The organism is Paracoccus sp. TD-10, from assembly GCF_048270675.1.
GTDB lineage: Bacteria > Pseudomonadota > Alphaproteobacteria > Rhodobacterales > Rhodobacteraceae > Paracoccus > Paracoccus pantotrophus.
This window is the reverse complement of record NZ_CP182419.1, coordinates 1131859-1144469: the sequence shown is the minus strand read 5'-3', so window position 1 is coordinate 1144469 and position 12611 is coordinate 1131859. Positions and strand designations below refer to the sequence as shown.

The 12611-nt window shown below is 68.7% G+C and carries 13 protein-coding genes; 7 read left to right on the top strand and 6 right to left on the bottom strand.

What is annotated here, in order from left to right; genetic code table 11:
• Nucleotides 1-31: 31 nt before the first annotated feature.
• The 5 genes from ACNKFW_RS16605 to ACNKFW_RS16585 all read left to right on the top strand — a co-directional run bounded on the left by ACNKFW_RS16605 (nucleotide 32) and on the right by ACNKFW_RS16585 (nucleotide 5277).
• Nucleotides 32-1630: an ABC transporter substrate-binding protein gene (locus ACNKFW_RS16605; RefSeq protein ID WP_147428910.1), complete on the top strand. Its 1599-nt coding sequence runs from the start codon at nucleotides 32-34 to the stop codon at nucleotides 1628-1630.
• An 81-nt stretch (nucleotides 1631-1711) separates the two neighbouring features.
• Nucleotides 1712-2722 carry an ABC transporter permease gene (locus tag ACNKFW_RS16600; protein ID WP_244314500.1) on the top strand — a complete coding sequence of 337 codons (1011 nt, stop codon included), beginning with the start codon at nucleotides 1712-1714 and terminating at the stop codon, nucleotides 2720-2722.
• Nucleotides 2719-3624, top strand: coding sequence for a nickel transporter permease (gene nikC, locus ACNKFW_RS16595; protein ID WP_024845678.1), 906 nt, complete (start codon nucleotides 2719-2721; stop codon nucleotides 3622-3624). The genes ACNKFW_RS16600 and nikC overlap by 4 nt, the downstream gene beginning before the upstream one ends.
• Entirely contained in the window at nucleotides 3621-4475 is an 855-nt protein-coding gene (locus tag ACNKFW_RS16590; RefSeq protein WP_147428909.1) for an ABC transporter ATP-binding protein, read from the top strand. Before nikC ends, ACNKFW_RS16590 begins: the two co-directional genes overlap by 4 nt.
• Before the next feature lie 46 nt (nucleotides 4476-4521).
• A complete protein-coding gene (locus ACNKFW_RS16585; protein ID WP_147428908.1) occupies nucleotides 4522-5277 on the top strand; it encodes an ABC transporter ATP-binding protein in 756 nt (251 codons plus the stop codon).
• Here ACNKFW_RS16585 and ACNKFW_RS16580 read toward each other — a convergent pair.
• Nucleotides 5274-5981: a VIT1/CCC1 transporter family protein gene (locus ACNKFW_RS16580; RefSeq protein ID WP_024845681.1), complete on the bottom strand. Its 708-nt coding sequence runs from the start codon at nucleotides 5979-5981 to the stop codon at nucleotides 5274-5276. The two genes, ACNKFW_RS16585 and ACNKFW_RS16580, sit on opposite strands and share 4 nt — an antisense overlap.
• A gap of 121 nt (nucleotides 5982-6102) precedes the next feature.
• Between ACNKFW_RS16580 and ACNKFW_RS16575 the strand changes: the two genes are divergently transcribed.
• Nucleotides 6103-7548, top strand: coding sequence for an aldehyde dehydrogenase family protein (locus ACNKFW_RS16575; RefSeq protein ID WP_024845682.1), 1446 nt, complete (start codon nucleotides 6103-6105; stop codon nucleotides 7546-7548).
• A gap of 14 nt (nucleotides 7549-7562) precedes the next feature.
• Nucleotides 7563-8306 carry an SDR family oxidoreductase gene (locus ACNKFW_RS16570; RefSeq protein WP_024845683.1) on the top strand — a complete coding sequence of 248 codons (744 nt, stop codon included), beginning with the start codon at nucleotides 7563-7565 and terminating at the stop codon, nucleotides 8304-8306.
• Here the strand turns inward: ACNKFW_RS16570 and ACNKFW_RS16565 are convergent.
• From ACNKFW_RS16565 to ACNKFW_RS16545, 5 genes are all read right to left on the bottom strand, one after another.
• A protein-coding gene (locus ACNKFW_RS16565; protein WP_418025046.1) for an IS5 family transposase occupies nucleotides 8303-9030 on the bottom strand; the annotation gives its coding sequence in 2 pieces (ribosomal slippage) (nucleotides 8303-8704 and nucleotides 8707-9030; 726 coding nt in all). The genes ACNKFW_RS16570 and ACNKFW_RS16565 overlap by 4 nt on opposite strands.
• 88 nt (nucleotides 9031-9118) lie before the next feature.
• Nucleotides 9119-9964 carry a metal ABC transporter permease gene (locus ACNKFW_RS16560; RefSeq protein WP_036747659.1) on the bottom strand — a complete coding sequence of 282 codons (846 nt, stop codon included), beginning with the start codon at nucleotides 9962-9964 and terminating at the stop codon, nucleotides 9119-9121.
• A complete protein-coding gene (locus ACNKFW_RS16555) occupies nucleotides 9964-10824 on the bottom strand; it encodes a metal ABC transporter permease (protein WP_024844744.1) in 861 nt (286 codons plus the stop codon). The genes ACNKFW_RS16560 and ACNKFW_RS16555 overlap by 1 nt, the downstream gene beginning before the upstream one ends.
• Complete coding sequence (locus ACNKFW_RS16550) at nucleotides 10821-11690, bottom strand: manganese/iron ABC transporter ATP-binding protein (RefSeq protein WP_024844743.1); 870 nt, start codon at nucleotides 11688-11690, stop codon at nucleotides 10821-10823. Before ACNKFW_RS16550 ends, ACNKFW_RS16555 begins: the two co-directional genes overlap by 4 nt.
• On the bottom strand, nucleotides 11683-12588 hold the full coding sequence (locus ACNKFW_RS16545) for a metal ABC transporter substrate-binding protein (protein ID WP_147428907.1): 906 nt from the start codon (nucleotides 12586-12588) through the stop codon (nucleotides 11683-11685). The genes ACNKFW_RS16550 and ACNKFW_RS16545 overlap by 8 nt, the downstream gene beginning before the upstream one ends.
• Between the last annotated feature and the right edge of the window lie 23 nt (nucleotides 12589-12611).

Here is a 12611-nt window from a genome sequence, read left to right as displayed (position 1 = left end):
CGACGGGGCGCGACAACAGGGATGATCCGTCATGCAGAACCGTTTCCCGCTTCGCGCGCTCATGCTGGCCTCGGCCGTGACGCTGGCGCCTGCCTCAGCGACCTGGGCCGAGACCCCCGCCGATACGCTGGTGATCGCCCATCAGATCGACGACATCATCAGCCTGGACCCCGGCCAGAGCTTCGAGTTCTCGGGCCAGGACGTGGTCAGGAACCTCTATGACCGGCTGGTCGATATCGACCCGCTGGACCTGGCGGCGGGGATCAAGCCCAGCCTGGCCGAAAGCTGGGAAGTCAGCGAGGACGGCAAGACCATCACGCTGACCATGCGCGAGGGGGTGACGTTCCATTCCGGCAACCCGGTCCGGGCCGAGGACGCCGCCTGGTCGCTGCAACGCGCCGTCAAGCTGAACAAGTCGCCCGCCTTCATCCTCAACCAGTTCGGCTTCACCGCCGAGAACGTGGACGAGCGCGTGACCTTCGACGGCAACAGGCTGGTGCTGCAACTCGACCAGCCCTATGCGCAAAGCTACGTGCTGAACTGCCTGGCCTCGGAGGTCGGCTCGGTCGTGGACAAGGAAACCGTGATGGCCCATGCCGAGGGCGAGGATTTCGGCAATGCCTGGCTGTCCACCAACGATGCGGGCTCGGGGCCCTTCACCCTGGCCGCCTGGCGCCCGAACGAGGCGGTGCAGCTGACCGCCAATCCCGATTACTGGCAGGGCGCCCCGGCAATGGCGCGGGTGATCGTGCGCCATGTCCAGGAAAGCAGCGCCCAGCGGCTGCTGCTGGAGCAGGGCGACGTGGACGTGGCCCGCAACCTGACGCCGACCGATGTCGAGGGCATTGCCGGCAACGACAGGCTGAAGGTGATGGACGAGTTGCGCGGCCGCATCCTCTACATGGGGCTGAGCCAGAAGGATCCCCTGCTGTCCCGCCCCGAGATGGTCGAGGCGATGAAATACCTCATCGACTATGCGGGCATGGAATCGAGCTTCCTCAAGGGCCAGTGGAAGGTGCATCAGAATTTCCTGCCCGAGGGCTATCTGGGTGCCTCGGACGAGAACCCCTGGACCTATGACATCGAGAAGGCCCGCCAGATCCTGAGCGATGCCGGCATCACCTCGGGCACGGTCAAGACCGTCGTGCGCGACATTCGCGAATATGTCGACGCCGCCCAGACCTTGCAAGCCGCCATGGCGCAGGTCGGGCTGACGCTGGAGATCCAGCAGATGACCGGGGCGCAGGTGCTGGATGCCTATCGCGCGCGCCAGGTGCCGATCTTCATCGGCGAATGGGGGCCGGATTACGCCGATCCGCATACCAATGCCTCGACCTTCGCCCATAACCCGAACAATGCCGACGATGCCGGCCTGTCGCAGCTGGCATGGCGCAACAGCTGGGCGGTGCCCGACGAGATGAACCGCGCCGTCGAGGCCGCCACGCTGGAGGGCGACACCGACAAGCGCGTGCAGATGTACCTGGACATCCAGAAGCAATATCGCGAGATCGCGCCGATCATCCCGATGTTCCAGAAAATCGAGCAGGTGGCGATGCAGCAGAACGTCCAGAACTGGACCTCGGGCGGCTCGGTCAGCTCGGTTCTCTATCGCCAGGTGACGAAGGAATAAGGCGTGGCCCAGCCCGATCTGGTTGGTCAGCCGGGGCAGGGCGCCCCAACCCCGGCCGGCGGCAGAGCGCCACGCCGCACCATGCGGCTGGGCCGGCGGCTTGCCGGGCTGGGCTTGTCGCTGGTGCTGACGCTGCTCGGCCTTTTGCTCGTCACCTTCGTCATTGGCCGCGTCATGCCGATCGACCCGGTGCTGAAGGTGGTGGGCGAGCGCGCGACACAGGCGCAATATGACGCGGCCTTCCAGGCCATGGGACTGGACAAGCCGATCTGGCAGCAGTTCCTGCGCTACATGGCCGAGGTGCTGCAGGGCGATTTCGGCCGCTCGATCTCGACCGGGCATCCGGTGGCGCAGGACCTGCGGCGGGTGTTCCCGGCGACGGTCGAGCTGGCGACGCTGGGCACGCTGATCGGCGTCTGCGTGGGCGTGCCCTTGGGCGTGGTCGCCGCGGCGCGCCGGGGCGGCTGGATCGACCAGATCGCCCGCGTGGTGGCGCTGGTGGGCTATTCCATGCCGATCTTCTGGCTGGGGCTGATGGGGCTCTTGCTGTTCTACGGCATTCTCGGCTGGGTCGGCGGGCCGGGTCGGCAGGGCATCATATACGACGGCATGGTGCCGACGGTCACCGGGCTGATCCTGGTCGACAGCCTGGTCGCCGGCAACTGGGCCGCCTTCCGCGACGCCTTCAGCCATATCGTGCTGCCGGCCAGCCTGCTGGGCTATTTCAGCCTCGCCTATATCAGCCGCATGACCCGCAGCTTCATGCTGGAGCAGCTTTCGGCGGAATATGTCGTCACCGCCCGCGTCAAGGGCCTGTCCGAGCGCCGGGTGATCTGGGGCCATGCCTTCCGCAACATTCTGGTGCCGCTGATCACGGTGATCGCGCTCAGCTTCGGCTCGCTTCTGGAAGGGTCGGTGCTGACCGAGATCGTGTTCTCCTGGCCCGGCATCGGCCAATACATCACCAAGGCGCTGCTGGCAGGCGACATGAACGCGGTGCTGGGCGGCACGGTGGTCGTCGGCGCCTGCTTCGTGGCGCTGAACCTGCTGTCCGACATCCTCTACCGCCTGCTGGACCCGAGGGCGACATGACCGAGACGACACGCGCATGGCTTCTGTCCGATGCGCCGCAGACCCGGCGGCAGGCGCGGCTGGGGGCGATCTACCAGGGCTGGCTGACCTTTCGCGCCAACCGGCTGGCCATGGTCGGGCTGGCGATCCTGCTGGGGCTGCTGTTCGTCGCCGCCTTCGCGCCCTGGCTCTCGCCGCAGAACCCGTTCGCGCAGAATCTGGCCGAGCGGCTGAAGCCGCCTTCCGCGCAGCACTGGCTGGGCACGGACGCGCTGGGGCGGGACATCCTGTCGCGGCTGATCCACGGCTCGCGCGTGACGCTGTTCATCGTCGGCACGGTGGCGCTGATCGCGCCGGTGATCGGGCTTTTCGTCGGCACGGTGGCGGGTTTCGCCGGCGGCTGGGTCGATCAGGTGCTGATGCGCATCACCGACATCTTCCTGGCCTTTCCCAAGCTGATCCTGGCGCTGGCCTTCGTCGCCGCCCTCGGGCCCGGCATCGGCAATGCGGTGCTGGCGCTGGCCATCACCTCATGGCCGCCCTATGCGCGGCTGGCGCGGGCCGAGACGCTGACCATTCGCAATGCCGATTACATCGCCGCCGCCCGGCTGCAGGGCGCGGGACCGCTGCGGCTGCTGATCGGCCATATCTGGCCGCTCTGCGTCAGCTCGCTGATCGTGCGGGTGGCGCTGGACATGGCGGGGATCATCCTCTCCGCCGCCGGGCTGGGCTTTCTCGGCCTGGGCGCGCAGCCGCCGATGCCGGAATGGGGCGCGATGATCTCGGACGGGCGCGGCTATATCCTCGACTTCTGGTGGGTCGCGGCCATGCCCGGCATGGCGATCTTCGTCGTGTCGTTGGCCTTCAACCTGCTCGGCGACGGCTTGCGCGACGTGCTGGACCCCAAGGGGGGCCGGGAATGAGCCCGCTGCTTTCCGTCCGGGATCTGCGCGTCAGCTTCCCGACCCGCTCGGGCACCTTCCAGGCGGTGCGCGGCGTCAGCTTCGACCTTGGCCGCGAAAGGCTGGGCGTGGTCGGCGAAAGCGGCTCGGGCAAGACGATGACCGGCCGCGCCATCCTCGGCCTCGTGCGCCCGCCGGGGCGGGTCGAGGCCGAGCGCATGGCGCTTGGCGGGGAATCGATCCTGGACCTGCCGGAATCGCGGCTGCGCCGGCTGCGCGGCGCGCGCATCAGCATGGTGATGCAGGATCCCCGCTTCAGCCTGAACCCGGTGATGACCGTCGGCCGCCAGATCGTCGAGGGTTATCGGCTCCATACCGGCACCAGCCGCGCCCAGGCCCGCGACAAGGCGCTGGAGATGCTGGCCGCGGTGCAGATCCGCGACCCCGAGCGGGTGTTTCATGCCTATCCGCACGAGGTCTCGGGCGGCATGGGCCAGCGCATCATGATCGCGATGATGCTGGCCCCCGACCCCGAGATCCTGATCGCGGACGAGCCCACATCGGCGCTGGACGTCTCGGTCAGGAACGAGGTGCTGCGCATCCTCGACCGGCTGGTCCGGGAACGCGGCATGGGGCTGATCTTCATCAGCCACGACCTGAACCTGGTCGCGCAATTCTGCGACCGCGTCCTCATCATGTATGCCGGCCGCGTGGTCGAGGAACTGCCCGCCCGCGACCTGCATGCCGCGCGCCATCCCTATACGCAGGGCCTCCTGAACAGCCTGCCGCGCCTCGACCGGCCGGTCGAGCGGCTGGCGGTCCTGCAAAGGCAAGAGGGCTGGCGCGACGCCCCGCCGGCGGGAACCCCGTGATGCCGCTTCTTCGTTCCCCAAATACCCATCCGTCCCGGTGCCGCCCATGCTGACGGTCGAGGATCTGAACGTCTGGTTCGGCCATGCGCCCGAGCGCGTCGATGCGGTCGGATCCGCCAGCTTCGCCGTCGGGCCGGGCGAAAGCTTCGGCCTCGTCGGCGAAAGCGGCTCGGGCAAGTCCACCATCCTGCGCGCCGTCGCCGGGCTCATCGACAGCTGGTCGGGCCGCATCGCGGTCGCGGGCAGGCCGGTCGCCGGCAGCCGCCGCTCGCGCGGGTTCCACAAGACGGTGCAGATGGTGTTCCAGGATCCCTATGCCAGCCTGCATCCGCGCCATTCCGTCGACCGGGTGCTGTCGGAAACCCTGCACCTGCAGGGCATGGACCGGATCGACGCCCGCATTACCCGGCTTCTGGATCAGGTCGGGCTGGGGCAGGGCTTCCGCTTCCGCTATCCGCACCAGCTGTCCGGCGGCCAGCGCCAGCGCGTCGCCATCGCCCGCGCGCTTGCGGCCGAGCCCAGGCTGCTCTTGCTCGACGAACCGACCTCGGCGCTCGATGTCAGCGTGCAGGCCGAGATCCTGAACCTGCTCGCCGACATCCGGGCCGAGCGCGGGCTGAGCTATGTCCTGGTCAGCCACGACCTCGCGGTGGTGGCGCATATGTGCGACCAGCTGGCGGTGATGCGCGCCGGCCGCATCGTCGAGGAAATGGACGCCGCCAGCCTGCGCGCCGGCAGGGCGCAGGGCGATTACGCCCGCGCGCTGATCGCCGCCAGCGCCGGCTATGTCCGCGAAGCCTAGACCGCCACGCCGAAGATCGTGCCGATGCCGGCAGTGGCCGCCAGCGCCAGGGTGCCGCCCGCCATCACCCGCAACACCGCCCGGCCGGGCGGCGCGCCGCCGGCCCAGGCCCCCAGCGCCCCCAGCAGTCCCAGCGCGACCAGCACCGCGACCAGCACGCTGGCGACGACCTGGCCGCCGGGCGCCAGGATCGCTGCCAGCAGCGGCACCGCAGCCGCGATGCTGAAGGTGGCGGCCGAAGCCAGCGCCGCCTGCAAGGGATTGGCGTTCGAGGCCTCGCTGAGCCCCAGCTCGTCGCGCACATGCGCGGCCAGCGCGTCATGCTCGGTCACCTCGCGCGCCGCCTGCAGGGCGGTGCCGGGGCTCATGCCGCGCGATTCGTAGATGGCGGCCAGTTCGTGCAACTCGGCCTCGGGCATCTCGCGCAGGGCGGTGCGCTCGCGGGCGATGTCGGCGCGCTCGGTATCCGATTGCGAACTGACCGAGACATATTCGCCCATGGCCATGGACATCGCCCCGGCGACCAGCCCCGCCAGCCCGGCGATCAGGATCGCCTCGCGCCCCGGATCGGCGGCGGCGACCCCGGCGATCAGCGCGCCGGTCGAGACGATGCCGTCATTGGCCCCCAGCACCGAGGCCCGCAGCCAGCCCATGCGGTTCACATAATGCGGATCGTCGGGATGGGCGCTGGGTTGCTTGCTCATGGCTGGCCTCGGCTGCTGCGTCGCGGGCAGCTTAGCCGGCCGTGCCGGATTTGCCAGCCTTGCGTCCCGCGCCCGGCGCCGTCACGCTGCGCCCAGGCGAATCCCGCAGAACGGAGGTGACATGCGCGACGACCCGATCCTGCCGCCGGCGCGAAACCTGATCGGCGGCGCCTGGCTGCCGGCCGCCTCGGGGTGCGAGATGGCGATGATCTCGCCCATCGACGGCCGGCCTTTTGCCGCCATCGCCGATTCCGGTCCCAAGGATGTCGACGCGGCGATCCGCGCCGCCCGTGCCGCCTTCGAGGGCGACTGGGGCCGGCTGACCGCCGCCGAGCGCGGCCGGCTGATGCTGCGTCTGGCCCTGCGCATCGAGGCCGAGGCCGAGGCGCTTGCCCAGCTGGAAACCCGCGACAACGGCAAGCCCGTCGCCCAGTCGCGCGCCGACATGGCGGCGCTGGCGCGCTATTTCGAATATTATGGCGGCGCGGCCGACAAGCTGCATGGCGAGGTGATCCCGTTCCTGAACGGCTATGACGTGACGGCGCTGCGCGAGCCGCATGGCGTCACCGGCCATATCATTCCCTGGAACTATCCGGTGCAGATCTTCGGCCGCTCGGTCGGCGCGGCGCTGGCCATGGGCAATGCCACCGTGACCAAGCCGGCCGAGGATGCCTGCCTGACCATCCTGCGCATCGGCGAACTGGCGGCCGAGACCGGCTTTCCGCCCGGTGCCATCAACATCGTCACCGGGCGCGGCGAGGTCGCCGGGCGGGCGCTGTCCGAACATCCCGGCGTCGATTTCATCAGCTTCACCGGCTCGCCCCAGGTCGGCCAGGCCATCCAGATCGCCGCGGCGCGCAATCACATCCCCTGCACGCTGGAACTGGGCGGAAAGTCGCCGCAGATCGTCTTCGAGGATGCCGATCTCGAGGCCGCCGCGCCGGTGATCGTGGGCGCCATCGTGCAGAACGGCGGCCAGACCTGCTCGGCCGGATCGCGGGTGCTGATCCAGCGCGGCATCTGGGACCGGCTGACGGCAATGCTGGCCGAGCGTTTCCGCGCGGTCGAGGCCGGCCCGGCCGAGGGCGCGCTGCTGGGCCCGCTGATCTCGGCCCGGCAGAAGGCACGGGTCGAACGCTATGTCGCCGAGGCCGCAGCCCCGTTGATCGCGCGGGGCGGCGTGGCCGCGGATGCGTCCGCAGCCGGCTTCTATGTCGCGCCGGCGCTGTTCGGCCCGGTCGACCCCCAAAGCCCGCTGGCCCAGGAAGAGATCTTCGGCCCGGTGCTGGCCGCCATCCCCTTCGACACCGAGGCCGAGGCGGTGGCCATCGCCAACGGCACCGAATACGGGCTGGTCGCCGGCATCTGGACGCGCGACGGCGACCGGCAGGCGCGCCTGGCCCGCGCCATGCGCTGCGGGCAGGTCTTCATCAACGGCTATGGCGCCGGGGGCGGGATCGAGCTGCCCTTCGGCGGGGTTCGCAAATCCGGCCATGGGCGCGAAAAGGGCTTCGCCGCGCTTTACGAATTCTCGCGGCTGAAAACCGTGGTTCATCGTTTCGCATAACAGGGAGAGAGAGCATGCGGCTGCAAGGCAAGACGGCATTGGTGACGGGCGGCGCCTCGGGCTTCGGGCGCGGCATCGCCGAAACCTTCGCGCGCGAGGGCGCGCGGGTGGCGGTGCTGGACATCGACGGCGAAGGTGCGGCGGCGGTGGCCGCGGGCATCGACGGGCTCGCCATCCCCTGCGACGTGAGCCAGGGCGACCAGGTCCGGGCCGCGGTGGAGAAGGCGTGCGAAAGCTTCGGCAGCCTCGACATCGTGGTGAACAATGCCGGCTGGACCACGCCGAACGGTCCGCTGCTCGACACCGACGAGGCGGCGTTCCGCAAGATCTACGACATCAACGTGCTGTCGATCTTTCACATGACCCATGCCGTGCTGCCACATTGGCGGACGCGCGGGCAGGGCGTGATGATCAATGTCAGCTCGACCGCCGGCATAAGGCCGCGGCCGGGGCTGAGCTGGTACAATTCCTCGAAAGGCGCGGTGAACACCCTGACCCGCAGCCTGGCGGCGGAACTGGCGCCCGAGGGCATCCGCGTGAACGCCATCGCCCCGGTGATGGGCGAGACCGGGATGCTGGAGCGGTTCATGGGCTGCGAGGACACGCCCGAGAACCGCGCCCGCTTCCTTGCCACCATCCCGCTGGGCCGGCTGTCGCAGCCGCGCGACATCGCCAATGCGGCGCTTTACCTCGCCTCGGACGAGGCCGATTTCATCACCGGCGTCATCCTCGAGGTCGATGGCGGGCGGACGGTCTAATTCACCGACACATATCTCCGCAACCATATGCGGATGGAGGCGAGTTGTACGGATGCGAGGAAATTGCCGTCTCGCTTGTCGTATCGCGTTGCGATGAACCGGAAATGTTTGAGTTTGCCGAAGAACCGTTCGATCTGATTGCGGGCGCGGCAGAGAACCGGATCGAAGGGAGGAAAGCGTTTTCGGGTCGGTATGGGACGGATATTGGCCCGGGCACCCTGGCCGGCGAGCAGGATCCGGCCCGCGCCGATGGGCCCGACCATATCGTCCCCCGAGCGTCCGTCATGCGCCTGGCCTTCGGTCAGGTTCAGGCGGATCGGGCGGCCGCGGGCATCGACCACAGCGTGGATCTTCGCGGTCAGCCCACCGCGCGCGCGCCCCATGCAACGGGATCGCCCCCCTTTTTCGGGCGGTTCGCCCCATGCTGGTGAAGCCGGATCGAGGACGGGTCGATCATCTGAACTTTCCCGTCATAAGCCTCTGACACGGCTTGCAGAATGCGCGCCCAATGGCCCGCCTTGCGCCAGCGGCTGAAGCGGTTCACGCAAGCCGTAAAGGGGCCGTAGCGCGCTGGAATGTCCGCCCAGGGCGCCCCCGTCCGCAGCCGCCAGAAGATGCCGTTCAACACCCGCCGGTCATCCACCCGCTTCACGCCGCGCACCTTCGTTGGCAACAAAGGCCGGATCACCTCCCGCTCGAGATCCGTCAGATCGAAGCCTGCCATCCCACCTCCTCATGCATGTGCAGAAGTGAAGCACAACTCAGCCCGCACCGGAATCCCGTCTCCGGAATCCCGTCTATGGGTATGTGACCTAGGGCGCCCCTGACCGGTCCGCGCCCTGCGCCCGCCGCGTGGCAATGCTGCGCCACAGAAAGGCCAGCGTGAACAGCGCCGTCAGCACCAGCACGATGGTCGGTGCCGGGGCGCTGTTCAGCCAGAAGCTGGCCCAGACCCCGCTGACCGCCCCGAAGGCCGCGACCCCGACCGAGGTGGCCAGCATGGCGGGCAGCCGCCGCGTCATCAGGAAGGCCACGGCCCCCGGCGCGATCAGCAGCGCCACCGCCAGGATGATGCCGACCGCGCTGAGCATGGCGACCACCGTGGCCGAGATCATCGCCAGAAGCCCGTAGTTCAGCACATGCAGCGCCAGCCCCGAGACCCGCGCCTGCACCGGGTCGAAGGCCAGAAGCGCGAAGTCGCGCCATTTCAGCACCAGCACCAGCCCGACCACGGCCGAGATGCCGCCGGCCAGCCGCAGGTCCTCGGGACCGACGCCCAGCATGTTGCCGAACAGGATATGGTCCAGGTGCAGGTCGGTCCGGATCGCGGTGTAAAGCACCACCCCCAGACCGAACATGCCCGACATGACGACGCCCAGCACGGTGTCGGCCTTGACGCGGCTGTTGTCCTGGATCCAGCCGGTCAGGGCCGCGCAGCCCAGGCCGGCCAGGAAGGCGCCAAGGATCAGCGGCAGGCCCGCGACATAGGCCAGCACCACTCCGGGCAGCACGGCATGGCTGACCGCATCGCCCATCAGCGACCAGCCCTTGAGCACCAGAAAGCAGGACAAAAGCCCCGCCGGCAGCGCGATCATCAGCCCGATCAGCGCCGCATCGCGCATGAAGGGAAAACTCAGCGGCATCACCAACCAGTCCATCACGCGGCCTCCTTCAGCGCCTCGCGGGCGCGGCGGCGGGCGGCAAGCAGGCCGTGCTTGGGCGCCAGCAGGAAAGCGGCCAGGAAGATCAGCGTCTGCAGGCAGACGATCACCCCCCCGGTCGCGCCGTCGAGGAAGAACGAGACATAGGCGCCAATGGCCGAGGTGAGCGAGCCAATCGCCACCGAGATCAGGATCAGCCGCGGAAAGCGGTCGGTCAGCAGATAGGCGGTGGCCCCCGGCGTCACCACCAGCGCCACGACCAGGAAGGCGCCGACGGTCTGCATCGCCGCGACGGTCGAGGCCGAGAGCAGGGTGAAGAACAGCACCTTCAGCGCCTGCGGGTTCAGCCCGATGGTGCGGGCATGGCTTTCGTCGAAGAACACCACCATCAGGTCGCGCCATTTCGCCGCCAGCACCAGCGCCGAGATGCCGCCGATCAGCGCCAGCTGCAGCGTGTCGCCGGGGGTGATCGCCAGGATGTTGCCCATGGTGATGGTCTGCACGCTGACCGCCATCGGATTGAGCGAGACCATGAACAGCCCCAGCCCGAAGAAGCCGGTGAAGATCAGCCCGATGATCGCGTCCTCGCGCAGGCCCGTGCGCTTGTTCAGAAACAGCATGGTCAGCGCGGCAAGCCCCCCCGACAGGAAGGCCCCCAGCGCGAAGGGCAGGCCCAGCATATAGGCCCCGGCAACGCCCGGCACGATGGAATGCGACAGCGCGTCGCCGATCAGCGACCAGCCCTTGAGCATCAGATAGGCCGACAGGAAGGCGCAGACGCCGCCGACCAGCGCCGAGACCCAGATCGCGTCGGTCATGTAGCCGTATTCGAAGGGGACAAGCAGCGTGCGGATCATTTCGGCGCCGCCTCTTCTTCGCGGGCGCTGCGCTGCTTGTCGTCGTAAAAGACCAGCGGGCGCTCGTCGTCCGACAGCACGGTCAGCGCGCGCGGGTCGTCGTCCGCATGCAGGTGCCGCGCACCCAGCACGAAATGGCGCAGCACGCCGCCGAAGGCCAGGCGCAGGTTGTCGGGCGTAAAGACCTCGGCCGTCGGGCCATGGGCCAGCACGGTGTTCTTCACCAGCACCACCCGGTCGCAATATTCCGGCACCGAGCCCAGGTCGTGGGTCGAGACCAGCATGACCCGCCCCTCGTCCCGCATCTGCTGCAACAGCTCGATGATGGCGGATTCGGTCTTGACGTCCACGCCGGTAAAGGGCTCGTCGAGCAGGATCACCCAGGCGCCCTGCGCCAGGGCGCGGGCCAGGAAGACGCGCTTCTTCTGGCCGCCCGACAGCTCGCCGATCTGGCGGTGGCGGAAGTCCTGCATGTTCACCCGCGCCAGCGCCTCGTCCACGGCGCGGCGATCCTCGGGCCGGGCGCGGCGCAGAAAGCCCATATGGCCGTAGCGGCCCATCATCACCACGTCCTCGACCAGCACCGGAAAGGACCAATCCACCTCCTCGGCCTGCGGCACATAGGCGATCAGGTTCTGGCGCAGCGCCTGCGGCACGGTCAGGCCCAGCACCCGCACCTTGCCGGCCGCGGCCGGAACGAAGCCCATCAGCGCCTTGAACAGCGTGGATTTTCCCGAGCCGTTCACCCCCACCAGCGCCGTGACCGAGGCTTGCGGCACCGTGAAGCTGGCATCCCGCAGGGCGGTGAAGCCGTTGCGATAGGCCACCGTCAGGCCGGATACCTCGATGCCGGCGGCCTCATGCATTGCTCAGCGCCTCGACGATGGTTTCCGAGGTCACGCGCAGCAGGTCCAGATAGGTCGGCACCGGCCCGCCGGCCTCGGACAGGCTGTCGACGTAAAGCACGCCGCCATAGCGCGCTCCGGTTTCGGCCGCGATCTGCCGGGCCGGCCGGTCCGAGACGGTGCTTTCCGAAAACACCACCGGGATATTGTGCTGCTTGATCGCATCGACCACGCGCCGCACCTGCTGGGGCGTGCCCTGCGCATCGGCGTTGATCGGCCACAGGAACAGCTCGCGCAGGCCGAAATCCCGCGCCAGATAGGAAAACGCCCCTTCCGACGTGACCAGCCAGCGCCGTTCCTCGGGCAGGGCGCGGGCGGCGTCGCGCAGCGGGCCGATGGTCCGCGCGATCTCGCCCTTGTAGCGGCCGGCATTGGCGCGATAGCTGCCAGTGCCCGCGGGATCGGCCTTGGACAGCGCGGCGGCGATGTTGTCGACATAGACCAGCGCCGTGTCCAGCGCCATCCAGGCATGCGGGTTGGGCTTGCCGTCGTAATGCCCGCCCGAGATCGGCATCGGCTCGATCCCATCGGTCAGCGTAGCCGAGGGCAGGTCGCCCAGGTTGCGCAGGAACTGCTCGAACCACAGCTCCAGATTCAGCCCGTTGCGCAGGATCAGGCAGGCGTCGCGGGCGCCGATCAGGTCGCTGGGGGTGGGTTCGTAATTGTGGATCTCGGCCCCCGGCTTGGTGATCGAGACCACTTCGGCCCGGTCGCCCGCCACGTTGCGGGCCATGTCGGCGATGATGGTGAAGGTGGTCGCCACCTTGAACCTGCCGCCCTGCGCCAGCGCCGAGGCGGGAAGGATGGCGGGGGCGGCCAGTCCGGCAAGGGCCGTGGTCAGGAATGTTCTGCGCTTCATGATCCGATTCTTCTGCTTCGGGC